The 24,774-nt window shown below is 74.1% G+C and carries 19 protein-coding genes; 10 read left to right on the plus strand and 9 right to left on the minus strand.

Annotated elements, in window-relative coordinates:
• Window positions 1–72 precede the first annotated feature (72 nt).
• Window positions 73–1,470: an APC family permease gene (locus ACN9MM_RS03420; RefSeq protein ID WP_426362209.1), complete on the minus strand. Its 1,398-nt coding sequence runs from the start codon at window positions 1,468–1,470 to the stop codon at window positions 73–75.
• A gap of 407 nt (window positions 1,471–1,877) precedes the next feature.
• On the opposite strand from ACN9MM_RS03420, the gene ACN9MM_RS03425 reads away from it, so the two are divergent.
• From ACN9MM_RS03425 to ACN9MM_RS03460, 8 genes are all read left to right on the plus strand, one after another.
• On the plus strand, window positions 1,878–2,312 hold the full coding sequence (locus ACN9MM_RS03425) for an ester cyclase (protein ID WP_426362210.1): 435 nt from the start codon (window positions 1,878–1,880) through the stop codon (window positions 2,310–2,312).
• Between the two features lie 115 nt (window positions 2,313–2,427).
• Window positions 2,428–3,099: a hypothetical protein gene (locus ACN9MM_RS03430; protein WP_426362211.1), complete on the plus strand. Its 672-nt coding sequence runs from the start codon at window positions 2,428–2,430 to the stop codon at window positions 3,097–3,099.
• A 102-nt stretch (window positions 3,100–3,201) separates the two neighbouring features.
• Window positions 3,202–5,499, plus strand: a complete 2,298-nt coding sequence (locus ACN9MM_RS03435) for a protein kinase domain-containing protein (RefSeq protein ID WP_426362212.1) — start codon at window positions 3,202–3,204, stop codon at window positions 5,497–5,499.
• 2 nt (window positions 5,500–5,501) lie between these two features.
• Window positions 5,502–7,886 carry a protein kinase domain-containing protein gene (locus ACN9MM_RS03440; RefSeq protein ID WP_426362213.1) on the plus strand — a complete coding sequence of 795 codons (2,385 nt, stop codon included), beginning with the start codon at window positions 5,502–5,504 and terminating at the stop codon, window positions 7,884–7,886.
• 136 nt (window positions 7,887–8,022) lie between these two features.
• A complete protein-coding gene (locus ACN9MM_RS03445; RefSeq protein WP_426362214.1) occupies window positions 8,023–8,505 on the plus strand; it encodes a MarR family winged helix-turn-helix transcriptional regulator in 483 nt (160 codons plus the stop codon).
• Complete coding sequence (locus ACN9MM_RS03450; protein WP_426362215.1) at window positions 8,502–8,960, plus strand: MarR family transcriptional regulator; 459 nt, start codon at window positions 8,502–8,504, stop codon at window positions 8,958–8,960. The genes ACN9MM_RS03445 and ACN9MM_RS03450 overlap by 4 nt, the downstream gene beginning before the upstream one ends.
• A 255-nt stretch (window positions 8,961–9,215) precedes the next feature.
• Window positions 9,216–11,240: an ATP-binding cassette domain-containing protein gene (locus ACN9MM_RS03455; RefSeq protein ID WP_426362216.1), complete on the plus strand. Its 2,025-nt coding sequence runs from the start codon at window positions 9,216–9,218 to the stop codon at window positions 11,238–11,240.
• A 154-nt stretch (window positions 11,241–11,394) separates the two neighbouring features.
• Entirely contained in the window at window positions 11,395–12,465 is a 1,071-nt protein-coding gene (locus ACN9MM_RS03460) for an NUDIX domain-containing protein (protein ID WP_426362217.1), read from the plus strand.
• 53 nt (window positions 12,466–12,518) lie between these two features.
• Here the strand turns inward: ACN9MM_RS03460 and ACN9MM_RS03465 are convergent, their stop codons facing one another.
• On the minus strand, window positions 12,519–13,724 hold the full coding sequence (locus ACN9MM_RS03465; protein ID WP_426362218.1) for a serine hydrolase domain-containing protein: 1,206 nt from the start codon (window positions 13,722–13,724) through the stop codon (window positions 12,519–12,521).
• Between the two features lie 342 nt (window positions 13,725–14,066).
• Window positions 14,067–15,095, minus strand: coding sequence for a PucR family transcriptional regulator (locus tag ACN9MM_RS03470; RefSeq protein ID WP_426362219.1), 1,029 nt, complete (start codon window positions 15,093–15,095; stop codon window positions 14,067–14,069).
• Window positions 15,096–15,212: 117 nt separating this feature from the next.
• Between ACN9MM_RS03470 and ACN9MM_RS03475 the strand changes: the two genes are divergently transcribed.
• Entirely contained in the window at window positions 15,213–16,109 is an 897-nt protein-coding gene (locus ACN9MM_RS03475; protein WP_426362220.1) for an alpha/beta hydrolase, read from the plus strand.
• A 47-nt stretch (window positions 16,110–16,156) separates the two neighbouring features.
• Window positions 16,157–17,290, plus strand: coding sequence for a serine hydrolase domain-containing protein (locus ACN9MM_RS03480; RefSeq protein WP_426362221.1), 1,134 nt, complete (start codon window positions 16,157–16,159; stop codon window positions 17,288–17,290).
• A 58-nt stretch (window positions 17,291–17,348) separates the two neighbouring features.
• Here ACN9MM_RS03480 and ACN9MM_RS03485 read toward each other — a convergent pair whose 3' ends face one another.
• The 6 genes from ACN9MM_RS03485 to ACN9MM_RS03510 form a co-directional block, all read right to left on the minus strand.
• Complete coding sequence (locus ACN9MM_RS03485) at window positions 17,349–18,614, minus strand: alpha/beta fold hydrolase (RefSeq protein WP_426362222.1); 1,266 nt, start codon at window positions 18,612–18,614, stop codon at window positions 17,349–17,351.
• 100 nt (window positions 18,615–18,714) lie between these two features.
• Window positions 18,715–20,100 carry an aldehyde dehydrogenase family protein gene (locus tag ACN9MM_RS03490; RefSeq protein WP_426362223.1) on the minus strand — a complete coding sequence of 462 codons (1,386 nt, stop codon included), beginning with the start codon at window positions 20,098–20,100 and terminating at the stop codon, window positions 18,715–18,717.
• 514 nt (window positions 20,101–20,614) lie between these two features.
• Window positions 20,615–21,520 carry a dihydrodipicolinate synthase family protein gene (locus ACN9MM_RS03495; RefSeq protein ID WP_426362224.1) on the minus strand — a complete coding sequence of 302 codons (906 nt, stop codon included), beginning with the start codon at window positions 21,518–21,520 and terminating at the stop codon, window positions 20,615–20,617.
• A 79-nt stretch (window positions 21,521–21,599) separates the two neighbouring features.
• A complete protein-coding gene (locus ACN9MM_RS03500) occupies window positions 21,600–23,087 on the minus strand; it encodes an FAD-dependent oxidoreductase (RefSeq protein WP_426362225.1) in 1,488 nt (495 codons plus the stop codon).
• The gene (locus tag ACN9MM_RS03505; RefSeq protein WP_426362226.1) at window positions 23,068–23,382 is read right to left on the minus strand and encodes a (2Fe-2S)-binding protein; all 315 of its coding nucleotides are present in this window, start codon (window positions 23,380–23,382) and stop codon (window positions 23,068–23,070) included. Before ACN9MM_RS03505 ends, ACN9MM_RS03500 begins: the two co-directional genes overlap by 20 nt.
• A gap of 66 nt (window positions 23,383–23,448) precedes the next feature.
• Complete coding sequence (locus tag ACN9MM_RS03510) at window positions 23,449–24,606, minus strand: NAD(P)/FAD-dependent oxidoreductase (RefSeq protein ID WP_426362227.1); 1,158 nt, start codon at window positions 24,604–24,606, stop codon at window positions 23,449–23,451.
• Window positions 24,607–24,774 lie beyond the last annotated feature (168 nt).

Here is a 24,774-nt window from a genome sequence, read left to right on the forward strand (position 1 = left end):
CGCCCGGGGAACGCCCGAGGGCCGGGGCGCCGTGAAGCGCCCCGGCCCTCGCGCGGGATGGTGCCGGAAGGGTCAGGCCGGCTCGTCCTCGGGGATGCTGACCAGCCAGCGGGTGTCCTTGCGCGGCCGCAGGTACAGCGCCCAGTAGAGGGTCGCCACCGCCGTGATGCCGCCGGTCCACAGCAGGTATTCGACGTCCTGCATGGAGAGCACGTACGCGAGCACGCCGATCAGGACCACCGGGACCGCCGGCCACAGCGGCATGCGCCACGCCGGGACGTCACGGTGCGCGCCGCGCCGGCTGAACAGGGCCGCCACGGCCACCAGGAGGTACATGCCGGTGACGGAGACGCCGGTGACGCCGTAGAGGGTGTCGAGGTTGACGAAGCACAGCGCCGCGCCCGGCACGCCCACGACCAGGGTGGCCACCCACGGGGAGCCGAAGCGGCCCAGGCGGGACAGGGCGTTGTTGACGGGCTCGGGCCAGGCCTTGTCGCGGGCGGACGCGAACAGCACGCGGGAGTTCTGGATGACCATCACGATGCCGGCGTTGATGATGGCCAGCGCCACGCAGAGGCTGATGAAGGTGCCTACGGCGGAGTTGGACCAGGCCGCGATCATGCCGCTGATGTCGCCGCCGGTCAGGGTCTCCAGGTCGCCGGCGCCGAGGGTGATCGCGACGACGGGCACCAGGATGACGGCGGTCGAGATGGCGAGGGTGGCGAGCACGGTGCGGGCCACGTTGCGGCGGGGGTTCTCCAGCTCCTCGGAGAGGTAGACGGCCGTCGAGAAGCCCTGGGTGATGAAGAGGGCGATGGCGAGGCCGGAGACGACCATGGCTCCGGTGACCAGCGAGTGCGTGCCGCCCTCGGCGGCGACCTGGCCGTGGATGAGAGAACCGACGCCCCGCTCGGAGTGGGCGAAGCCGAGGATCGCGACGATGCCCGCGGCGATCACCTCGAGGACGAGGAAGATGCCGGTGATCCAGGCGTTGGCGCGCAGGTCGAGGAGGCCCGCGAGGGTGGCGAGGAGCATGACGCCCGCGCCGGCGAGCGGGGCGGGGATGTGCACCAGGGGCGCGAGGTAGTCGGCGGTCCCCATCGCGATCACCGGTGGCACGATCATCACGACCAGCAGGGACAGCACGAACACGAGCCACCCGGCCAGGCGGCCCGAGAGGGTGGAGACGATGGCGTACTCGCCGCCCGCGCTGGGGATCAGGGTGCCCAGCTCGGAGTAGCAGAACGCCACGCCGATACAGAGCAGCGAGCCGATGGCGATGGTCAGGGCGGCGTACGTGCCGACGCCGTCGAAGAGGTCCGGTACGACCACGAAGAGGGTGGAGGCGGGCGTCACGCACGAGAGCGTGAGCAGGGTGCCGCCCACGACACCGATGGAACGCTTGAGCTTCTGCGGCACGGGGCCGGTCTGGGGGGCCACCGCGTGCGGTGCGCTGAGGGTGTCGGTCATCAGGCGGTTCCGATCGATGCGAGCGGTAGATCTGAGCGGGAGCGGTATCGCCTCCGAGGCGGCTGGTGATCAGGTGGTTCCGTGGAGCTCCCGGGCTGAATGGAAGCGTGAGCAGAACCGCAGGTCAATGGGCCTTCCGCTGCGGAATCCGTTGTTCCGATCCGTCCGGGAGGGCTGGAGGGGCGCCAAGAACGCGTCAAGACTGCCGAAACAGTCCGTGCGGGAACCGCAGCTCGCGCGGGAGGGCTTTTCCCGCGCTTTACCGGCGCTCCACATTCTGGATACCGGACGCAACCGCCCGAACCCTCGCATACGACTCTCACGCCGGTACGGGCCATGTCACATCTCCGGCCGCTGCACCGTCCTAATGCCGGGGCGCCCCGCCCCCCAGCAGAAGGAGACTCCCCGTGCCGAACGACGAGACGACGGACAACATCGCGGTGCTCCACCGCTTCCACTCCGCCACGAACAGCGGCGACCCGGAACTCGTGGCGAAGGCCATCGACGAGTTCACCGCACCGGACCTGGTCTTCCACGCACCGGTCCCCATGGGCGGCACGGGAAGGGAGTCCCTGAAGCGGGTCTGGGAGGTACTCCTGCGGGCGTTCCCCGACATCCACGTCACGCTGGAGGAGACGGTCGCGGAGGGCGACAGGGTCGTCGCCAGGAACACGGTGACCGGCACCCACCTCGGCGAGTACCGGGGCCTGGCGCCCACGGGGAGGACCGTCACGTACGGCGAGATCTTCGTCCTCCGTTTCACGGACGGACGGATCGCCGAGGTCCGCGGCATCGTGGACGTCCTCACCCAGCTCCGCCTCCTCGGCGCGCTCCCGTCCTGACCGCGTCCTCCCGAACCAGCTCAGAAGTGGCTCAAGTCCCTTGTCCGGAAGTCCTCTCGACGGCCAGGGTCGAGGCCTGCGCCATCGACCAGTGGCACAGGTCTCAGGGGGGAACATGAACACGAGGATCACGAGGCTCGGGCTGTCCGTGTGCGGCGTCGCCGCGCTGCTCGCCGGCGCGGTCGCCTGTACGGACGGGGGCGGCGCGGCGCCCGCGCGCGCCACGAAGGCGACCGGGGCGACCGGGGCGCCCTGCGCGAACGGCACGTACACCTGGTTCAACGTCGACAAGCGGGACGTGCTGACCGGCGTCGCCGCGAAGCAGAAGCTGGGCAAGGGGGGCGGCACGCTGACGAACAGGATCGTGCCGCTCCACACGCCGCCGACCGCCGTCACCTTCGAGAAGGGGCCGCGGGCCGACGTGAAGGCCACGCTCCGGTCCCTGGGCGCCCGCATCGGAGACTCGGACGCCGCCCTCGGCGACGCCTACGACTTCGCCGACGTCCACAGGGCGGTGCCGAGGAACGAGCCGGACTCCACCGTCGTCGAGGGCGCCGGAGAGGTCGTGGAGTACACCTGGGTACGCGCGATCACCGCCGACTTCCGGTACGCCTGCGGCAACGGCGCGCCCGCGGTGGGCCGCGCGGTCGGGTGGGACACGGACGGTTCGGGCATCCTGGAGTGCTCCACGACCGTGCCGAAGGTGGATCCGGGGCAACCGCTCCTGGAGGCGGCCCGTATGTCCTGCGGTCCCGACTCCCCCGCGGCCAGGGCGGGGAAGGCCTGACGGCCGTCCTCGGGGCGACGCGTTCCATGGAGATCGCGAACCCCGGACCCGAGCACCCTCCGCGCCGGTAACCTGTGGGGCCGTCGAGGAACGGGGACCACGATGGAGCGACTCCACGCGGACGATCCGCGGGAGGCCGGGCCGTACACGCTCGTCGCGCGGCTGGGCGCGGGCGGTATGGGCGCGGTGTACCTGGGGCGGTCGTCCGGAGGGCGGACCGTGGCCGTGAAGATGGTGCGGCCGGACCTGGCCGTCGACGGCGCCTTCCGGGACCGCTTCCGCCGGGAGGTCGCGGCGGCGCGGCGGGTGTCGGGCGCCTTCACCGCGCCGGTCGTGGACGCCGACCCGGACGCCCGGGCGCCGTGGATGGCGACCGCGTTCGTCGTGGGCGTCTCGCTGCACCGGGCGGTCGCGGCGCACGGCCCGCTGCCGGAGGACGCGTTACGGATGCTCACGGCCGGCCTCGCCGAGGCCCTCGTGGGGATCCACGCGGCGGAGGTGATCCACCGGGATCTGAAGCCGGCGAACGTGCTGCTCGCCCTGGACGGGCCGCACGTCATCGACTTCGGCATCGCCCGCGCCACCGACGGCACGGCGCTGACCTCCACCGGTTCGGTGATCGGCTCGGCGCCGTACATGTCCCCGGAGCAGGCGCTCGGGCAGCACCTCACCCCGGCGAGCGACGTGTTCTCGCTGGGGACGACGGTCGCGTTCGCCGCGTGCGGGGAGAGCCCGTTCGGGGACGGCGCGAGCGCGGCGGTGCTCTTCCGGGTCGTGCACACCGAGCCCGACCTGTCGGCGGTCCCCGCGCGCCTGCGGCCCCTGATCGAGCGGTGCCTGGCGAAGGAGCCGGAGCGGCGGCCCTCCCCGCGCGAGGTGATCGCGTACGTCCAGGGGCTCGCCGGCCGCTCCGACCCCCGGCTGGGGTACGGCGACGGCCCCCGTGCGGACCGGCCCGCGGAACCGGCCGGCTGGCTCCCCGATCCGGTCGCGGCCGAGGTCCTCGCGCTGCGGACGGCCCTCGGGACGCCGCCCGAACCGGACCCGACGGTCCCGCTCACCGGCCCGGTGGAGGATCTCGTACCGCCTCCGGAGCGACGCGGGCCGGGCCGGCGGAAGCTGCTCCTGGGCCTGACCGGCGGCGCGCTCGCAGTCGCGGGCGGGGGCACGGTGTGGGCCCTGAACCGGGACGGCTCCCTCGCCGGGGACGGCTCCGGTGCCGGGGGCGGCGGAAGCGGCGGCGCCTCCGGCGGCACGCCCGGCCCGTCCCGGCCCTCCCCCGACAGCGTCCCCGACGCGAAGCTGACCTGGCAGACGAAACTGCCGGGCGCCGCCGTCCAGGTCCTCCCCGGGAACGGGATCGTCGCCTGCGTGACCCTGCGCGAGGTGGTGGGCCTCGATCGCCAGGGCGGCACCGCGTGGACGGTGAAGGGCGAGGACCACGGCATGTACTTCTCCGCGATGAGCACGACCGCCCTGCGGATCGCCGCCGTGGACGGCACCCGGCTGTACGCGGCGGGGACCGCCACCGCCACGCCGACGCCGGGCCGGAGCGCGGTACGGGCGGCGGTGCTCTCGATCCGCCTGACCGACGGCAAGGAGCCCTGGACGGCGACCCTGGACGACCAGGGCTCCGCCGGAGTGCTCGGCTTCCCCGGCGTCCGCGGCGGCCGTGCCTACCTCCTGCCGCTCACGATGGACGAGAGCGGCACCAGCGAGATGGCCGTGTGGGCACTGGACCTCGGCACCCGCCGTACCGCCTGGCTGCACAAGGCGCGGGCGATGCCCGTGTTCTGGGGGCTGCCCCGATCGGGCGGCGGCCTGCTGTACGCCGACACCGAGCGGATCGTCGCGGTGGGCACGAAGGGCACGATGACCTGGTCGAAGGAGTTCAAGGCCGCACTGCTCGGGGCTGCGGGAGCGTACTTCCTCGTCGTCGACGACCACGGCACCCTGGTCGCGTTCGACACGGCGAAGGGCACACGGGCGTGGACGGTGCCGGACGTCGTCGGCGCCTCCCGGCTGGGCGACGGCGTCGCGACCGACGAGCGGGGCACCGTGGCGTACGTGCTGGTACGGGACACGGACGGCGGGCTCTCGCTGGTCGCCCTGGACGCGGCGACGGGCAAGGCCCGCTGGCGCCGTCCGGTCCCGGCCGACGCCAAGGGGTCGCCCGCCCCGGGCGCCCGGCTGCTGTACGCCGACGGGAACGTGTACCGGATCGGGGCGGACGGCATGCTGTGGGCCTTCGACGCCGCGAACGGCGCGCCGCGCTGGAAGTACGGCGGGTTCAAGGGGATCAGCGCCACGAACCTCGCCTGGGCGGCCGGCGACCGGCGGCTGTGCATCGCAGACACCGGTGCGACGACCGTCGCCGCACTCGACGCGAACGGAGCCTGACCATGAACCCGTGGGAACCGCAGGAACCCCCGGAGCCCTTCGCGCCCCTGATGCCGCTGCTGCCCGGCGATCCGCCCGCGATCGGTCCGTACGGCCTGCGGGGACGGCTGGGCGAGGGCGGCATGGGCGCGGTCTACCTGGGGCGGTCGCCGGGAGGCCGGACCGTCGCGGTGAAACTGATCCGGCCTGAGCTGGCCGGGGACGCGGGCTTCCGGGCCCGGTTCGCCGCCGAGGTGACGGCGGCCCGGGCCGCCTCCGGGGCGTTCACCGCGCCCCTGGTCGACGCGGACCCCGACGGCCCGGTGCCGTGGATGGCGACCGCGTACGTCCCGGGCGTCTCGCTCGGCCGGGCGGTGGCCCTGGACGGCCCGCTGCCGGAGCCCGCGCTGCGGGCGCTCGCGGCCGGGGTCGCCGAGTCCCTGGAGTCGATCCACCGGGCCGGTCTGACCCACCGCGACCTCAAGCCGGGCAATGTGCTGCTCGCCCTGGACGGGCCGCACGTCATCGACTTCGGCATCGCCCGCGCCACGGACGGGACGGCGCTCACGGCCACCGGGATGATCCTGGGCACGCCCGCGTACATGTCGCCCGAGCAGGCCTTCGGGCATCCGCTCACCCCGGCGAGCGACGTGTTCTCGCTCGGCTCGACCCTCGTGTTCGCCGCGCGCGGGGCGGGCCCGTTCGACGGCGAGGAGGGCTCCGCGCGACCGCAGGACGTGCTGCGGCGCGTGGCGCACGAGGAACCCGACCTCTCGGCGGTCCCCGACGGACTGCGGCTCCTGGTCGCCGCGTGCCTGGCGAAGGATCCCGGCGGCCGTCCCACCCCGCGCCAGATCGTCGACCTCGCGCGGAGGGCGGGAACGCCCCGCACCTCCGGCGTGTGGCTGCCGCCCGCACTGATCGCCGCGATCGAGCGGGCGGCGGCGGTCATGGCGCCCACGCCGGCCGCGTCGGCCGCGCCGCCGCCCGCACCGGTGCCCCCGCTGCCGCCCGTACCGCCCGTCGTCCCTCCGTACGCGCCGTCGGCGCCGGGGACCGGCCCGGCGGACCCGGGCCGCCGCCGGCTCCTGACGCTCGGTCTCGCGTCCGGGGCGGTGGCCCTAGCGGGCGGCGGCACCGGGTTCGGCCTGTGGCTGGGGCGGGACGATCCGCCGAAGCCGAAGGCGAAGTCCGACGCGAAGGCGCCCGCCCCCGCCCGCACCGACCCGAAGCGCCCGCTGGGCAACGGGGCCGAGGCGAAGCCGCTGTGGACGGCTTCCGTCTCCGAGCCCGTGGTCCAGATCGCGGGCGAGGGCGGAACGGTCGTCGCGTTCAGCGCGAAACACATCTGGGCCTTCGATCCGGCGGGCCGTCGCCGCTGGGGTCCGGTGGCCCATCTGCCGGACTCCTCCGCCGGAGCCATCGAGGGGAGCATCGCGGCCGTGGGCGGCGGCATGGCGTACGCCGTGCTCCGCCGGGGCGCGGGCGAGCTCGAGAAGGCGCTGCGGGCCATCCGCCTGGACAGCGGCGCCGAGGCGTGGACGCTGCCCGCGCCGTACAAGTCGCCCACGGGTGTGGGGGTGGCGGGTGCGCTGGACGGCACGGTGTACCTCACGGGCACGGCCGGGGCGAGCATGATCGACCCGAAGAAGGGCTTCCAGATCGTCGCCGGGCCGATGCTCTGGGCCGTGGACGTGGCGAAGCGGAAGACGGCCTGGAACAGCATCCTCACGGACCCCGCGGTCAAGTACCCCCAGGGCCGGCTGTTCGTGCCGTCCTCGGGCACCCGTCTGCTGTGGGCCAGCAAGAACACCGACGGCAGCGCCCAGACGATGGCGGCGCTCGACGTCCGCACGCGGAAGTTCGCCTGGGAGCAGCCGTCGCCCGGCGCCGCGACCGACCCCATGGAGCGGCTCACCGACGGTCGCTACGACCACTGGACCGACGGGCCGCACTCCTCGGCCGGTGGTCTGTTCCTCCATGTGACCGACCGTCTGCGAGCCGTCGACCCGGCGAACGGTCACGTCGTCTGGACCTCCCCCGAGGTCGCCCTGAAGGCCGTCGTCGCGAGCCCTGACGGCCGGACCGTCTACGCCACCGCCCGCGCCCGGGACGCACTGGCGATCACCGTCTACGCCTTCGACGCCCGTGGTGGCACCGTGCGCTGGGCGGGCACGATCGCCGATGCCACGGGCGCCCTGCCGGTGCTCCAGAGCGCGGACGAGACCGTCTACCTCGCCGCGGGCGGCCATCTGTGGGCCCTGGACGCGACGGACGGCGAGGTCCGCTGGCACCACCGGTTCTCCACGGCCATGCAGAGCGGTCCGGCGCGCGCCTTCTGGGCGGGCGGCGGCCAGGTGTACGTGATGGGCATGGACGGTCTGGTGGCCCTGAGCGAGAAGGGCTGACGACCGCCGCCGGGCGACCGGGCCGCTGACCGGCCGAGCGGGGGGCCGCGGCGGCGGCCGCCCGGTGCCGAGCGCCGTCGGCGACGCGGTCGAGAAAATAGTAGCCATGTACATAGTAGCCATGTACGGTATCTGTGTGAGTTCAGAAACCGAGAGCGCCACGGCGGGATTCCTCGTCTGGCGCCTGTCGATGAAGTGGCGCGTGGCCGTCGACCGGGCGGTCGCACCGCTGGGCCTGACCCATGCCCAGTACGCCCTGATGGGGTCCCTGCACGGCTTGGCGCGCTCCGGGCTCCGGCCGAGCCAGCGACAGCTGGCCGACCACACCGGGCTCGAACCGCTGTACGTCTCCAAGCTCGCCCGTGCGCTGGAGGCGTCCGGACTCGTCGCCCGCACCCGGGACCCGGACGACCCGCGCGCGATGCAACTGTCGCTCACCGACCAGGGGCGCGACGTGACCCGCCGCGCGATCGGGGTGGTCCAGGGCCTCCTGGACCAGATGCTGGAGCCGCTCGGGGGACAGGACGGCCCGCGCGCACGACAGTTCACCCGCGATCTCGCGGCCCTGCTCGACGCACCCCTTGATCCGCACACCGAGAACTTCGAGGAGCAGTCATGACCACCACCGCACCCACCACCGCGCCGACGACCAACGGCCGCGTCATCGCCCTGGCCCACTACTCCGCGCGCGCCCTCCTGGAGGGCGTGCTCACCCGCCACGGAGCCACGTTCGAGCAGAGCGTGACCCTCCGGGCCGTCGTGACCGCGGGCGACTCCGTCGACCGGGACGCGCTCGTCTCCGACGTCATCGGCTCGCTGAAGGCGGCCGAGTCCGTCGTGCGCGGCGTGATCGACGGGCTCACGGCCACGAAGCTGCTGGAGCAGGACCCGGCGGAGGCCTCCCGGCTGCGGGTGACGGCCGCCGGCCGGGAGCTGTACGAGACCACCACCGCCGAGACCGCCGAGATCTCCGCCCGGCTGTACGCCGGCATCCCGGCCGAGGACCTCGCGACCGCGGGCCGCGTACTGACCCTCCTCACCGAGCGCGCGAACGCCGAACTGGCGGGATCCTGAGGGTCCGCGGGGGCTCGGCCGGGATGGGAAGGCCCGGACGCTCCTTCCGGAGCACCTGACCCCCGCCGCGTGTCGGCGTTTCGGCCACACGCGCGCGAGGCCACGACCCACCCGGCGCACGGGTCGATGCACCCGGCACGAACGTGCTTTCGCTCTGCCACAGGGTTCGGCCACCGTCCGAAACACATGTGTTCGACCGGCCCGCCCCTGTCGTTGAGCTCTCCGACAGCCCGCACCCGGCTCCCGGAGAACGCCATGCGCCCCACACCCACGGACACCACAGCGTCCACAGCGCCGACGGACAGCACCCCGCCGACCGAGGGCGTCTCGGCGTCCGAGCGGCTGCTGTTCGGCGGTGAACTCGCCTACGACGAGGGCTGGAGCCAGCACCGCGGGACCTGGGTGAGGCTCGGCATGTGGAACATGGCCGTGAGCTTCCCCCGCCAGGTCGGGATCGCCGTGCGGCTCGCCCGGCAGGCCGACCGCCGCGCGCTGTACACGGTGGCCGTCAGCGAGATCGGCCGCGGTGTGGCCCAGGCCTTCTCCCTGGTGGCGGTGAACGCGCTGCTCACCGAGCTGCTGGCGTCGGGGATCCTCGCCGACCGGCTGCGGGCGGCCCTGCCGTCGCTCGTCCTCGTGTCGGTGACGGCGATCCTCTCCTCGCTGCTGAGATCGGCGTCCACCGCCTCGACGGGCATCCTGGAGCCGAAGGTCCAACGGGTCGCCACCGAGCGGTACCTGGGCCTCGTCGCCCGGGTCGAGATGGACGCGATCGAGGACGACGCGTTCCACAAGCTGATGGACTCGGCCCAGTGGGGTGCCGACGGGGCCCGGCGGATGGTCGGCTACTGCACCGCCGTCGTCGCCTCCGCGATCTCCCTGATCGCGGCGGCGAGCGTCCTGACCGTCCTGCATGTGGCGCTGCTGCCGCTCCTCGTCGCGATGGCGCTGCCGAGCGCCTGGGGGTCCCTGACGATGGCCCGTGCGCGGTACGAGAGCTGGCACCGGTTCGTCCAGCACGCGCGCGCCGCACAGCTGCTCAGCCGGCTCCTGATCGACCAGCAGGCGGCGGGCGAGGTCCGGGTCCACGACGTGGGGCCGTTCCTGCTGGAGCACTTCCGCGGCATGGCGGAGACCAGCGAGCGCGAACAGACCCGCCTCGCGTGGGTCGGGGCGCGCACGGGACTGTTCGCGGACGGCGCCCGTGGTGTGGCGACGGTCGCCGCGTACGCCGTACTGGGACTGCTCCTGTGGAAGGGGCAGATGGCACTCGCGGTCGGCGGAACCGCGGTGCTCGCCATCCGGGCCGGATCGGCGAGCATCACCGACCTGGTGCTGAGGGTCACGGACATCCAGGAGGAGTCCCTCTTCGTCGCCGACCTGGAGCGGCTCTGCACCGAGGCGGAGCGGCGGGCGATCCCGGAGACGGGTCTCGACGTGCCGGAGGACTTCGACGCGATCCGGTTCGAGAACGTCACCTTCTCCTACCAGGGCGCCGAGGAACCCTCGCTGCGGGAGGTGGACCTCGTCATCCCGCGCGGCAGGACCGTGGCCCTCGTGGGGGCGAACGGTTCGGGCAAGACCACGGTGTCCAAGCTGCTCTGCGGTCTGCACATGCCCGCGACCGGCCGGGTGATGTGGGGCGAGGTCGACGCGGCGGAGGCCTGCCGGGCCCGGCTGTTCTCCCGGGTCGCGATGGTCGCCCAGAACTTCCACCGGTGGCCGTTCACCGCCCGGGTGAACATCGGGATCGGCCGGCCCGGGAGGACGATCGACGACCGTGACGTCGACGCCGCGGCCGCGTACGCGGGAGCCGACGATGTCGTGGCGAAACTGCCGCGCGGCCTGGACACCCTGCTGGCCCGTGGCTACCAGGGCGGCCAGGAGATCTCCGGCGGGCAGTGGCAGAAGGTCGGACTGGCGCGGGCGCGCTACCGGAACGGCCAGGTCCTCGTCGTCGACGAGCCGACCAGCGCGCTGGACCCGGTGGCCGAGCAACGGGTCTTCGACCAGATCCACCGGCTCGCCGGCACGGGCCAGACGACCGTCCTGATCACCCACCGGCTGCACAGTGTCCGCCACGCCGACCTCATCTACGTCCTGGAGCGGGGCCGGGTCGTCGAGCACGGCACGTTCGAGGAACTCATGGACCCGTCCCGGGGCACCGGGGCGTTCCGGGAGGCGTACGACCTCCAGGCCCGCCAGTTCCTGGCGCCCACCGTCCCCGGTCAGGCCGGACACACCGCGTCGAAGAGCGAGCCGGAGGAAAAGATGGCATAACCCGCCGGGCCGCTGGAAATCCCTTCCTTCCCCCCACCTCACGGCCCGGAGGGCGGACCGACCGCCGGTCGGTCCCTCGACGTCCCTCGGGGCAGCCGGCGATCGGAGACACATGGTCACTCCTCCTTCCTCTGACGACCTTCCCGCTTCCTCGATGAGCGACGAGGAGTACGGGGCCCTGCGCGCCGGGGCCTCCCTGTGGGCCGGGGCGTCCGTGCTGATCACCGACGTGCGGGGACGGGTCCTGGTCCAGCACGTCGACTACCGCGACACCTGCCTCCTGCCGGGCGGTGCCGTCGACAAGGGTGAATCGCCCTCCAGCGCGGCCTCCCGCGAAATGCGGGAGGAGCTCGGGGTGGCCATGACCGTCGAGCGCGGGCTCGCGGTCGACTGGGTCTCGGCCGAAAGCGTCGACGCGCCGCCCGTCATGCGGTTCAACGGCGAGATCCTGCACGTGTACGACGGAGGCACCTGGGACGCGGAGCGGATCGCCGCGATCCGTCTGCCCGAACACGAGGTCGAGTCCATCGAGTTCGCCGAGCCCGCGCGGCTGCCCGACCTGATGTCCGCCCGCGACGCCCGCCGCACCCTGTCCGCGCTCCGCGCCCGGATCGACGGCTCCGGTCCCGTGTTCCTGGAGAACGGTCTCCCCCTCTCCCCCACCGCCCTCGACAGGGCCGCCGTCCTGCGCACCGCCCGCGCGCGGCACCACTTCCCCTTCCACCCCGGTCCGGCCCCGGCGGAGCTTCGCGTGTGCCAGGCCTGGGGCTGGCTCCTGGCGCCCGACGGCCGGGTGCTCGTCCTGCTGGAGCCGGACACGGGCGCGGCCTGTCTCCCCGGGGGCACGCCCGAACCCCAGGACGGCGGCGACTTCGTGGCCACGCTGCGCCGTGAGGTCCGCGAGGAGGCCGCCTCCTCCTTCGGCGAGCCGGAGTTCCTCGGGTACCTCTCCGACCCGGACGAGCCGAGCGCCCGGGTCCGGTACGCCGCGGCCCTCACCGGCATCGGCCCGGCGGGCGTCGATCCGGCCACCGGCCGCACCTACACCCGGGTGCTGGCCACGCCGGAGCAGGCCGTCGAGCTCTTCGACTGGGGCCCGCCGGCCGAGGCGCAGCTCGCCGCCGTCCACCGGGCCCGCGAGCGGCTCGGGATCCCCCGCGCCGGCCGTCGGCCGGTCACCGAACTCCCCGCCCCGGCCACCTGGTGGTCCGCACTGCCCGGATGACGGGTCGTCGCCCCGGGGCCGTCGAGGCTTCGGACAGACCGCGCGGGGGACGGTCAGCGGGCTTCGTCCGTGACGGTCACGCCGGCGAAAGCCGCGCCGGCGACGTTCGTTATGTAGTCGCCGTAGTCCTTCCCGCTGCCGGTGCCGTTGGGGTTGAACGAGTAGACCAGGCGGCGCTGGAGGTCACGCGTGGCGAACATGCCGTTCTCCCAGCCCGGGCGGGATCCCGTCTTGCCCCATACGGTGACGCCGTTCACCGTGAGGCGCATCAGCCCGCCGGGGCTGTAGCAGGCGCCGCCGGCCTTGAGGCAGTTCTTGTTGGCCGGGGCGTTGGGCACCTGGGGGACCGAGAAGGCCAGCTTCTGCTGGGCGGGCGGGAGCAGGCGGCCCCGGAAGAGGGCCGTCATGAAACGGTCCAGGTCGGCGGCGGTGGAGATCACCCCTCCCTCCGCCCAGGGATACGGGTTCTGCTCGGTGACGTCGTGTCCGTCGACCGACACGCGGGTGTGCGGGCTCGGGAGGGTGAAGTCGTCGGCGGCGGGGAGGCTGGTGTCCCTCAGCCGGAGGGGGCGGAGGATCCGCCGGTCGAGCTCGTGCCGGAAGGTGTGGCCGGTGGCCTTCTCCACGAGCAGGCCGATGATGACGGTGTTGATCCCGTTGTACTGCTGGACCGTGCCGGGAGCGGGGCGGTGCTCGTTCCCCTGCTGGTCCCCCGCGGCGAGCGCGAACGTGTCCCGGACCGCGTCCCGGGGCGTCACGCCCCGCAGCCACCAGCCCGGCCCGTCGCCGGGTGCCGGGGTGGGGGCCGGGACGGGGAGACCACTGGTGTGGTCGAGCAACTGCCGTACCGTCACCGTGCCGTAGTCGGCCGGTATCAGGTCCGGGAGGTGGCGCCGCACCGGGTCGTCGATGCCGATGCGGTGCTCGGCGACCAGTTGCAGGGCGATCGTGTGGGTGAAGACCTTCGTCACGCTGCCGATGCGGAAGTGGTCATCGGCGGTGACGGGTCCGGCGGTGCCGGTCCACAGGGGGCCGCGGCCCGGTCCGTCCACTCTGACGAGTACGCCCGCGTGGTGGCTCGGCAGGGGCGTGACCAGTGTCCGCAGGGGCTCGGAGTCGAAGGCGGGCGCCGTGCTCGCCGTGTGCGGCCGCGTCGGGGCGAGGGCCGTGGCGGCGGGGGCGCCGGCTCCGATCGCGAGGACCGAGGCGGCGAGGCCGGCCAGGGCGAGGCGGTGGAGGGTGGTCGGACGGACGCGCACGGGGGTGCTCCGCTCTGCTGGTGCTGCGGGGCCCACTCGCCCCCTGACACCCTCAACTCTCCTTCCCCCGCGGCCCGCTGACCATCGGTGATCACCCCGAACCGACCCCGAGTCCCCCGGATCGGGCCCCTGAGGTCTATCCCTGAGACGGACCCGAGACGGACCCGAGACGGACCCGAGACGACCCCACCGCCCCTGTCTCCCGCGCATCGGCTCCAGGTCCCGGCTCCTCGCACGGGTCGAGCAGACGGCGCGACGCCACGGGCACGGCGCGACGCCACGGGCCCGGCGCGGTGCTCGACGCGCGACGCCCGGGGCGGGACTTCCCTCCACCGGAGACGCTCAGTCGTCGAGCAGGCGCCGTGTGGTGAGGGCGAGGCGGGCACGGGTCCGGCCCGTGGGGGTCGTGAGGTCCAGGGCGAGCGTCCTGCCGATGTGGTCGAGGCGGCGGGCGATGCTGCTGTGGTGGAGGTGGAGGAGTTCGGCCGCTCTGCGGACGGAGGAGGTGGCGCAGTAGGCGTCCAGTGTCTCCAGGTCCTCCGGTGACAGGCGGCCGACGGCGGTCACGTCGGGGTTGTCCCGTACGGCGTCCTCCGGGACGTCCGCCAGGAGGGCCAGCGCTCCGAGGTCGGTGTGGTGGACGACGGGTTCGCGCGGGGTGGTGAAGCGGAGGGCCGTGCGGGCCTGGCGCCAGGAGCGACCGGGGTTCTCGGTGGCGCCGATGCCCGCCCGTACTCCTGCGGGGAAACCCGTACGGTCCACGGTGGTGGTCAGGATGACGCCCACGTCGGCGAGCGGTGCCGCCTTCACCGGGCGGGCCGGGCAGACCAGGGTGCCGACGCGGTCGAGCGGGAGGCGGGTGCGGACGGCGACGACGTGGACCGGGAGTTCGGGGGCGAAGCCCAGGAGGCGGAGCGCCCGCGCCCTGGCGGCATCGTCGCTGTCGGAGCTGATGACCAGTTCGACGAGGGCGGGGTCGGCCATGGTGGTGCGCGCGGGGCCGTAGCGCTCCGCGGCGCCCGCCGCGGCGAGGGCGAACCGGTCGAGGAGGACCTCGTCGAGCGGATGCGGCGGGCCCGGGCGCTCCAGCCAGACCGTGCCGATCTCCTCCTCGTCGAGGGTGATCGGCACCTCCGTCGACGCGGGTGCCGGAGGGGTGGCCGCCTGTGTGCCGTGGGGGGAGACACGCGTCGAGCGGCCGGTGCCGTGCAGTCGTATCCCGGCGACGCACTCGGCCAGGCCGGCCGAGGCGCGGGCGAGCGCCGGGAGGTCGACGCGGCGGCGCATGAGGGTGTCGTAGAACGCGACGATGCGCATCGCGCCGTCGACGTACGGATCGAGTCCCGACAGCCGTACGGCCAGTGCCTCCATGGCAGAAGGATCCCAGACGGAGTGGTGGACGGGGTGCGCCGTTCGGTGCGTGATCGGTGCGGGACGCGCGACGGATGTCGGGTGACCCCTCGGCGGCCCGCCTTGAGGATGGTCGTCATGGATCCCGAACTCGAAGCGTTCATACCGTTCTTCCCCCGCACCGACCTGTCCGACCCGGTGGCCGCCCGCTCGTACTTCGCCGGTCTCGCGACCGCGGTACCCGCGCCGGACACCCCGGACATGGAGGTCGAGGACCGCGTCGTGCCCGCCGACCCGGACGTGGTGGTACGGATCTACCGGCCGCGCGGTGCCCGGGGGGCCGTGGTCTGGATGCACGGCGGCGGCTTCGTGATGGGCGACGTGGACACCGAGCACCCGTGGGCCGCCCGCATCGCGGAGAGCTCCGGTGCGGTGGTGATCTCCGTCGGCTACCGGCTGGCCCCCGAGAATCCGTTCCCGGCCGCGCTGGACGACGCCTACGCCGTACTGGAGTGGACGGCCGAGCACGCCGCCGAACTCGGTGTCGACCCCGAGCGGATCGCGGTCGGCGGCCACAGCGCCGGCGGCGGGCTCGCGGCCGCCGTGGCGCTGCGGGCGCGTGACGAGCAGGGACCGCCGATCCGCTTCCAGCTGCTCAACCAGGCGGGTCTCGACGACCGCCTGGAGACGTGGTCGGCACGGAACTTCACCGACACGCCCTGGTTCCACCGGGGGAAGGCGGTCGCCGCGTGGCAGCACTACCTGGGCTCACGGCCCGCCACGCCGTACGCCGCGCCCGCGCGGGCCGCCGACCTGTCGGGCCTCCCGCCGGCCTATGTCGCCTCCGCCGAGTTCTGCCCGAACCGCGACGAGGACATCGACTACGCCGTCCGGCTGCTCCGGGCGGGCGTGTCCGTCGAGCTCCACCAGTGGCCCGGCACCTTCCACGGCTCGCAGGCGATCCTCTCCGCCGACGTGTCCCAGCGGCAGAACGCCGAGCTCGGCGCCGTTCTGCGCCGCGCGCTCGCCGACTGACGACGGCCGGGCTCCCTCCCTTCGTTCCTCGTGAAAGGAAAGACACCTTGAAGACACGACAGGCGACGCCATCCACCGGCTTCGATCCCGCCGACCTGAAGTCCGCCCTGGACGACGTCCACCGCGCGGGCGTGCCCGGGGTGTTCGCCGAGGTGCGGGACGGGGACCGGATCTGGCACGGCGCCTCCGGGGTCGCCGACGTCACGACCGGCCGTCCCGTCAGGGCCGACCTGCGGCACCGCGTCGGCAGCGTCACCAAGTCGTTCACCGCCGCCGCCGTCCTCCAGCAGGTCGAGCGGGGGCGCATCGGGCTCGACGCGCCGATCGGTGACCACCTCCCGGACCTCGTGCCGGGTGAGCGCGGCAGGAGGATCACGGTGCGGATGCTGCTCAACAACACGAGCGGCATCCCCGACTACCTCCCCCAGGCGTTCCCGTCCCTCCGGGGCTTTCCCTCCCTGCCGGACGTCACGACGGAGAGTCTCGACGACAACCGGTTCCGGACGTTCCGTCCGGCCGAGCTGATCGCGATGGGGCTCGCGGCGCCGCCCACCGGCGAGCCCGGCGGTCCCACCGGGGTGTACTCGAACACCAACTGGCTGATCCTCGGCGAGCTCCTGGCGGAGGTCACCGGGATGCCGGCCGAGGAGTGCGTCACCCGGAACGTCATCGAGCGGGCCGGACTCCGGCACACCGGGTTCCCGGCAGGGCCGCACGTCGAAGGGCCGCACTCGCTGCTGTACGAGTCGTTCTACGGTCTGATCGAACCGCCGCGCGACTACAGCGTCTACGACATGTCGTGGGCCGGGACGGGCGCCGCCCTGGTGTCGACGATGGCGGACCTCAACCGCTTCTACGCCCTGCTGCTCGACGGCGGGATCGTCGCCCCCTCGTCGCTCGTGGAGATGCAGCGTACGATCCCGGTCCGCGCCCTGGACGGATCGATGATCGAGTACGGTCTCGGGCTGCACAGGGTCGACACCGGCCACGGGACCTTCTGGGGCCACGACGGCACCGTCTGGGGAGCCGGCACCATGTCCCTGACCCGCGCCGACGGCGTGCGGCAGATGTCCGTGGCGGTCAACCTCATCCGGTGGAACAGGCCGGACGCCTCGGGGAGGCCACAGCCCCACCCCATCGACGCCGCGATGAAGGCGCTGTACGGGAGGGCGATGGGCTGACCGGCTTCCACCGCCACCCCGTGCGGTGAGCGGGATCGATCCCGCCCACCGCGACCCCTCAGGCCCGGCCCGCCGCCATGTCCATCAGACGGGCGAGGACGCGACCGCCGGAGGCCGCCAGGCCGTCGTGCTCCCACTCGTTCGTGACCCAGACCCGCAGGGCGCCGACCTCCCGGGCCGTGCGGAGCGAGAGCCCCGCGTCGACGTACATGTCGTCGTGGTAGACGACCGCGGCGACCGGCACCTCGTTCGCCGCGAGACGGCACGGGTCGTACAGGGGCGGCCAGTCGGTGCGTGCGGCCAGCAGGTCGGCGGCGTCCGCGAAGGGGCGCAGCCCCCTGATCTCACGGAACATCCACGGGTACATCATCTCCCCGGTGAGCAGGAACGGGTCGGCGTCCACGGTGAACTCGGGGAAGTCCGCCAGGGCGCGGGCGGCCGCCCAGCCGGTCGGCCCGTCACCCTGCCCGTACAGGGACTCCTGGAGGACGGCGAAGAGCGGATTGTCGGCGAAGCCGGTCAGGGACATCACCTGGTGCAGGAAGGTGCCGGTCAACTCACCTGCGGCGTCCAGGGATTCGTCGAGCAGCCAGTGGAGGCGCTCGAAGCCGTCGCCCATGCCGAGGACGAGTCCCAGCGTGCGCAAGCGGCGCGGGGTGAGCCGGTCGCCGTCCGGCAGGCGGACGTCTCCGGCCTCGAGGAGGTCGGCGATCCTCCGCAGGCGGGAGGCGTCCTGCGGGTAGCGGGCGTAGAAGTCGCGCACCCGGTCGCGGACCCGGGGGTACGTGCGCGCGTACACGTCGTCGGCGGTGGCGGCGAGGCCGGGCAGACCGCCGGTGACGTAGCAGGCGCGCAGACCCGCGGGCGCCTGGGAGAGATAGGTGAGGGTGAGGAAACCGCCGTAGCTCTGCCCGAGGGTCTCCCAGGGGGTGTCGCCGCAGAGTTCGCGGCGGATCAGCTCCGCGTCGGCGACGATCGCGTCCGCCCGGAAGTGCGCGAGATGGTCGGCGAGGCGCTCCGGCGTGTCGAAGGCGGCGGCCGAGCGGGCGGTGACGGGACTGGAGCGGCCGGTGCCGCGCTGGTCGAGGAGCAGCACCCGGTGGGTCTTCAGGGCGTGCGGCAGCCAGCCGGGCGCACCGGCCGACGGGCGGGGGGACTTTCCGCCGGGTCCGCCCTGGAGGTAGAGCAGCCAGGGGAGTTCCTCGCCCGCGCGGGCGGGGTCGGCGACCTCCCGGGCGAAGACCTGGAGGGTGGGGCCGTCGGGGGCCCGGTGGTCCAGGGGGACGGTGAAGGTGTGGTCGACGGTCGCGTACGCGGGATTCATGGGTTCTCTCGCTCGGATGTGGGAGGGCGCTCGCGGGCCCGGCCGCCCGTGGTGCGTGCGGTGGTGGCCCTTCGCGGCCCGGGGCCACCACCGCGCCGGATCACGCCGCCGGTCCCGCCGGCGCCAGGGTGTACGTACGTCCCGACGTGTAGAACTCCAGGCCCGCCCTGCCCTGCTCGCGCGGCCCGTGGCTGGAGGCCTTGGAGCCGCCGAACGGCAGGTGGAAGTCGACGCCGGTGGACGGGGCGTTGATCCGGATCATGCCGGTGTCGAGCAGGTCGAGGCCGTGCAGGGCCGTGTTCAGGTCGGCGGTGTGGACCGAGGTCACCAGGCCGTACGGGACGGAGTTGGTGATCCGGATCGCGTGGGCGACGTCGTCGGCGGCGAGCAGGGCGGCGACCGGGCCGAAGACCTCCTCGCGCAGGAGCCGGTGTCCCGGGGACACCTTCTCGACCAGGGTCGGGGCCGCGTACCAGCCGGGCCTGTCGAGCGCGGTACCGCCGGCGAGCGTGGCGAGGCCCCGGCAGGCCTCGGCCATGCGGTCGCGGGCGCCCTCGTGGATGAGCGGCCCGCACACGGTGGCCGGGTCGGCCGGGTCACCGACCGCGAGGGCCCGCAGCGCCTCGGAGAGCGCCTCGCGCAGCGGGTCGAGGGCGGCACCGACCGCGATGACGCGGCTGGTGGCGGTGCACTTCTGGCCCGCGAACCCGGCGATGGAGGCGGCGATGTGGGCGGCTGCCTGCTCGATGTCCGCGTCGGGCAGGACGATCGCCGCGTTGAGGCCGCCCATCTCGGCCTGTGCCGGGATGCCCCGGGCGGTCGCGGCCCGGGCCACGGCCTGCCCCACGGGGGTGGAGCCGGTGAAGGAGACGACGTCGGCGGCCGAGACGAGCGCGTTGCCTTCGGTCGCCCCGCCGGGCAGGACGGTGAACACGGCGTCCGGCACGGCCTGTCGCACGATCTCGGCCAGGCGCTGGGCGCACGCGGTGGCCTCGGGGGCCGGCTTGAGCACGACCGTGTTCCCGGCCGCGAGCGCGGGGGCCGCCTTCCAGGTCGGGATGGCGAAGGGGAAGTTCCAGGGCGTGATGAGGCCGGCCACGCCGTGCGGGCGGCGCCGGGTCAGGAGGAGTCCGGCGCCCGCGGCGGTCTCGTGGACGGCGCCGGTGGGCTCGTACGGGGCCTGGGCGTAGTAGCGCCAGATCGCGGCGGTACGGGCCACCTCGGCCCTGGCCTCGGAGAGCGGTTTGCCGACCTCGCGCACGGCGAGCGCGGCCAGTTCGCCGGCCGCGGCCTCGACGGCGTCGGCGACGGCTCCCAGAGCGGCCGAGCGGGCGGCGGCTCCGGCCCGCAGCCAGCCGGGCTGGGCGGCGCGGGCCCGCTCGACGGCGTCGACGGCCGCGAAGGCACCGGGCGCGGGGATGTGGAGGAGTACGTCGGTGGGGTCGGCCGGGTTGCTGGAGGTGAGGGTGGGAACGACGTCGGTCACGGGAGGAGGCCTCCGGGGAAGGGTGTCCGGTTCGGGACGTTGCGGGAAGGGCGGTACGACGCCGGCGGCGGGCGGACCCAGGACCGCGGCGCGGGACATCGGGGGCCGGGCGCGAACCACGGCCGTGGGTGCGGTCCGCGCCGACGGCGCGGACCTCTGGACGGCGCGCTCCGGCCAGGCCGCGCCGGAAGGCGGGCGCGCCCCACGCCCGCCGGCACGGAGTCGCCGGACGGAGCGCGTCGGTGGGCACCGGACGCCAGGTGCCGACCAACACCGCCGGGCGGCGCGCGCGTCAGCGGGCGGACGTCCCTCACGATCGTCAGTGCCGGGCGTCAGCCGGCACGCGTCCGGCACGACCGGCGACGGTGAGCGCCGGACGCCAGGTGCCGGCCGTCGGCATCGGCCCCGGGCGTCAGCCGGCACCCGTCCGTCACGACCGTCGGCGCCGGGCCGCGCGCATCCGCCGCCCACCGGCGGTGGGCGGCGACGGGCGGGAGCCCGCGTCGCGGGTCCGTCAGTGGTGGCCGTTCGCGACGGCCTTCTCCGTGGCCGTGCGCACCGCGGCCTCGATCGTGCCGGTCAGCGGGTGGCGCGGCGGCCGGGTGGGCCCGCCGGGGCGGCCGGCGATGTCCATGGAGAGCTTGATGGACTGGACGAACTCCGTCTTGGAGTCCCATCGCAGCAGCGAGTGCAGCGACTTGTACAGCGGCAGCGCGGTCGTCAGGTCGCCCGCCACGGCCGCGTGGTACAGCTCGGCGCAGCTCGCCGGGAAGGCGTTCGGGTATCCGGCGATCCATCCGACGGCGCCCGCGACGGCCAGCTCGAGGAGGACGTCGTCCGCTCCGATCAGGAGGTCGAGCTCCGGGGCGAGTTCGGCGATCTCGTACGCGCGGCGGACGTCCCCGCTGAACTCCTTCACCGCGACGATGCTGCCGTCGCCGTGCAGCCGGGCCAGCAGGTCGGGGGTGAGGTCGACCTTGGTGTCGAAGGGGTTGTTGTACGCGACGATCGGGATCCCGACCCCGGCGACCTCGGTGTAGTGGGCGCGCACGGCCGCCGGGTCGGCGCGGTAGGTGTTGGGCGGCAGGAGGAGGACCGAGCCGGCGCCCGCCTCGGCGGCCTGCTCGGCCCAGCGGCGCGACTCGGCGCTGCCGTAGGCGGCGACGCCCGGCATGACCCTGGCCCCGTCGCCGGCCGCTTCGACGGCGGTGCGGACGACCTGGGCGCGCTCGGCGTCGGTCAGGGTCTGGTACTCGCCGAGGGAGCCGTTCGGGACGACGCCGTCGCAGCCGTTGGCGATCAGCCAGGCGACGTGCTCGGCGTAGGCGTCGTGGTCGACGGAGAGGTCCTCGCGGAACGGGAGGGTGGTGGCGACCATGATGCCGCGCCAGGGGCGGTCGGTGTTCCAGGTGGTGGTCATGCCGATGACCTTTCTATACTGTGTGACATTTTACAGGTAGGGAAAGAGGAGAGGCCCGACGGGGCCTCTCTTCCGGGCTCTAGGGAGCTTCGGGGGGTGGAGCGGCCGGCCCTGCCGGATCCTCATCGAGCGGGGAGAGCGCGGCGAGCGTCGAGAGCCGCACCGGCACGGCGAACGGGCGGCGTTCCGCGGGTGGTTCGGGGGTGCCCCCGCGCGCGGCGAGGCAGGCGACGGCCGTGCCGCACATCCGCCCCTGGCACCAGCCCATGCCCGCCCGGGTGAGGAGCTTGACGGTGCGCGCGTCCCGCGCGCCGAGTTCGGTGACCGCCTCGCGGACGCGGCCGGCGGTGACCTCCTCGCAGCGGCACACGTCCGTGGGGTCGGTGAGCCACTCCTGCCAGCCGGGGCCCGGGGCGTGCGCCGCGGACATCACGTCGGCGAAGGCGCGCATCCGGTCGCGGCGGCGCCGGAGTTCGGCGATCCGGCCCTCGCCGGTGCGCCGCCCGAGGAGTCGCGCGGCGAGGGCGCGGGCCGCCAGCTCCCCTTCCGTACGGGCGAGTTCGGCGCCGCCGACGCCTCCGGTCTCGCCCGCCGCCCACAGGCCGGGCTCCGAGGTCTCCTGGAGGTCGTCCAGGGCGAGGCCCAGGGTGCCGTCGGGCAGGGTCCGGGTGGCGCAGCCGACCGTCGTGGCCAGCTCGATCTGGGGGACCAGGCCGTGGCCGACGGCCAGGGCGTCGCAGGTGATCCGTCGGCCCGTCCCCGGCACGGGGCGCCAGTCGGCGTCCAGGCGGGTGACGGTCACGGCTTCCACCCGGTCGGTGCCGTGCACCTCGGTGACCGCGCTGCGCAGCCGCACCGGCACCCGGTGCCGGAGCAGTCCGGCTCCGTGCAGCAGGGCCTCGACCGCCTTCCCCGGGTTGGCGGCGAGCGCCCGGGGGCTGCGGGCGTACCGCAGATAGCCGGCGGCCTCGACCACGGCCGGCACCCGCGCGCCGGCGGCGGCGAGGGAGGAGGCGACGGCGAGCAGCAGGGGGCCGCTGCCCGCCACGACGATGCGGCGACCGGGCAGCACGAGCCCGGACTTCAGCATGGCCTGGGCTCCTCCGGCGCCCACGACGCCGGGCAGGGTCCAGCCGGGGAAGGGGAGTTGGCGCTCGTATGCTCCGGTGGCGAGGAGCAGGTTCCGCGCCCGGATCCGTACGGGCCGCTCCCCGTCGCCGTCGGCCCCGGTGACCGCGTGCACGGTCCAGGTCCCGTCGTCCTCCCGCACCGTGGACCACACGTGGTGTCCCGCCAGGTGGGTGACGGAGCTTCCGGTGAGACGTCGCCGCAGGTCGGAGTAGGCGGACCAGTCGTGGTGCAGGGCCTCGGGCCGTACGGCGCCGAGGGAGGGCGCCGGGTGCCGGTAGAACTGTCCGCCGGTCTGGGCGGAGGTGTCGAGGAGGGCGACGGAGAGGCCGAGTTCGGCGGCCGTGACGGCGCCGGAGAGTCCCGCGGAGCCCGCGCCGACGACGGCGAGGTCGTACGGTGCGCGCCGCACTCCGGGCTCAGACGGTGAGGCGGTCATGGCCGTGGCCCTCCTGGGTGGTGATCGCGTCGCCGGGGCGTGCCGGGACCAGGCAGGCGCGCCGGTTGGGTTCGCCGTTGACGGTGGCGAGGCAGTCGTAGCACTGGCCGATGCCGCAGAAGGCGCCGCGCGGCCGGCCGCCGTCCCGGGTGGTGCGCCAGGCCAGGATGCCGGCGCTCCAGAGGGCGGCGGCGAGGGTCTGGCCCGGCAGGGCGGTGACGCGACGGCCGTCGAAGGTGATCTCGAACGGCGGATCGGGCTGTGCGCCGACGAGGTCGGCGGGGGTGCGGGCCACGGGCCCTCCTCTCGTGACGATGGGTGCGCGCACGTCGGGGTGCGGTGCCGTCGGCGCTGCCGCGGCTCAGGGTGCCGTCTCGGCGAACCGGTCCGGCCGGAACGGGTGGATGTCGAGGGGCGGTTCGGCGCCCGTCAGGCAGGCGGTGACGATCTGTCCGGTCACGGGGGCGAGTCCGATGCCCGCTCCTTCGTGGCCGCAGGCGTGGAGCAGGCCGGGGACGCGCGGGTCGGGGCCGATCGCGGGAAGGTGGTCGGGCAGGTAGGGGCGGAAGCCGAGGTAGGTGCGGATGGCCCGGACGGCGCCGAGGACCGGGAACAGCGCGGTGGCCCCGGCGGCGAGCCGGCTCAGGACCTCGGTGGAGAGTGTCCGGTCGAAGCCGACGCGTTCGCGGCTGGCGCCGATCAGGACGGGTCCCGCGGGGGTGCCCTCGACGACGGCCGAGGTCTGGAGCGCGGCGGAGCCGCTGGCGACGTCGGCGACGTAGTCCGCGGCGTACACCTTGTGGCGCACCACGCGCGGGAGCGGTTCGGTGACGAGGACGAAGCCCCTGCGGGGCAGCACGGGCAGGTGGACGCCGGCGAGGGCGGCGAGGGCGCCGCCCCAGGTTCCGGCGGCGTTGACGACGTACGGGGCGTGGATCTCGCCGGCCGTGGTGCGTACGCCGCGGATCTCTCCGGCGGAGCCGGTGAGCAGGCCGGTGACCTCCTCCCCGAGGCGCAGCCGGATCCTTCCGCCTCCCGAGCGCAGCAGCTGGGCGGCGGCGTGGGCGGGCATCACCTGGGCGTCCTGAGGGTAGTGGAAACCGCCCGCCAGGGTGGGTGCGAGGTGGGGCTCCAGGTCGTGGAGCCGGTCCGCGGGGACCTCCCGGCTGGTGACGCCCGCCTTCTCCTGGCGGGCCGCGAACGCGCGCAGGGCGCACATCCCGGGCTCGTCCGAGGCGACGACAAGGCCGCCCTTGGCCTCGTACTCGACCTGTGGCGGGAGCAGTTCGGACAGCTCCCGCCACAACGCGGTGGCGATCAGGGCGAGTTCGAGCTCGGGCCCTGGTTCCTTGTCGGAGACCAGGAGGTTTCCCTCGCCGGCTCCCGTGGTTCCGCCGGCGACGGGACCGCGGTCGACGACGGTGACGGAGAGGCCGGCTCGGGCGGCGTAGTGGGCGCAGGCCGCGCCGACGACGCCGGCGCCGACGACGATGACATCCGAGGTGTTTCTCGTGGGCACGGCAGTAATATTTCACATGGCACTGAAGTTGCCAAGACCTGCGAGGAGCCTCTCAGTCACCCCGCCGCCGTCGAATGCACCGCACGGACACGGATGAGTAACAGAACGCCCGACACCTTGTCAGTACAATTTCACATTACTATGTTACCGGTCACATTCCAGCCGACA

The sequence above is a fragment of the Streptomyces sp. E-08 genome, from assembly GCF_049913095.1.
Taxonomy (GTDB): Bacteria; Actinomycetota; Actinomycetes; order Streptomycetales; family Streptomycetaceae; genus Streptomyces.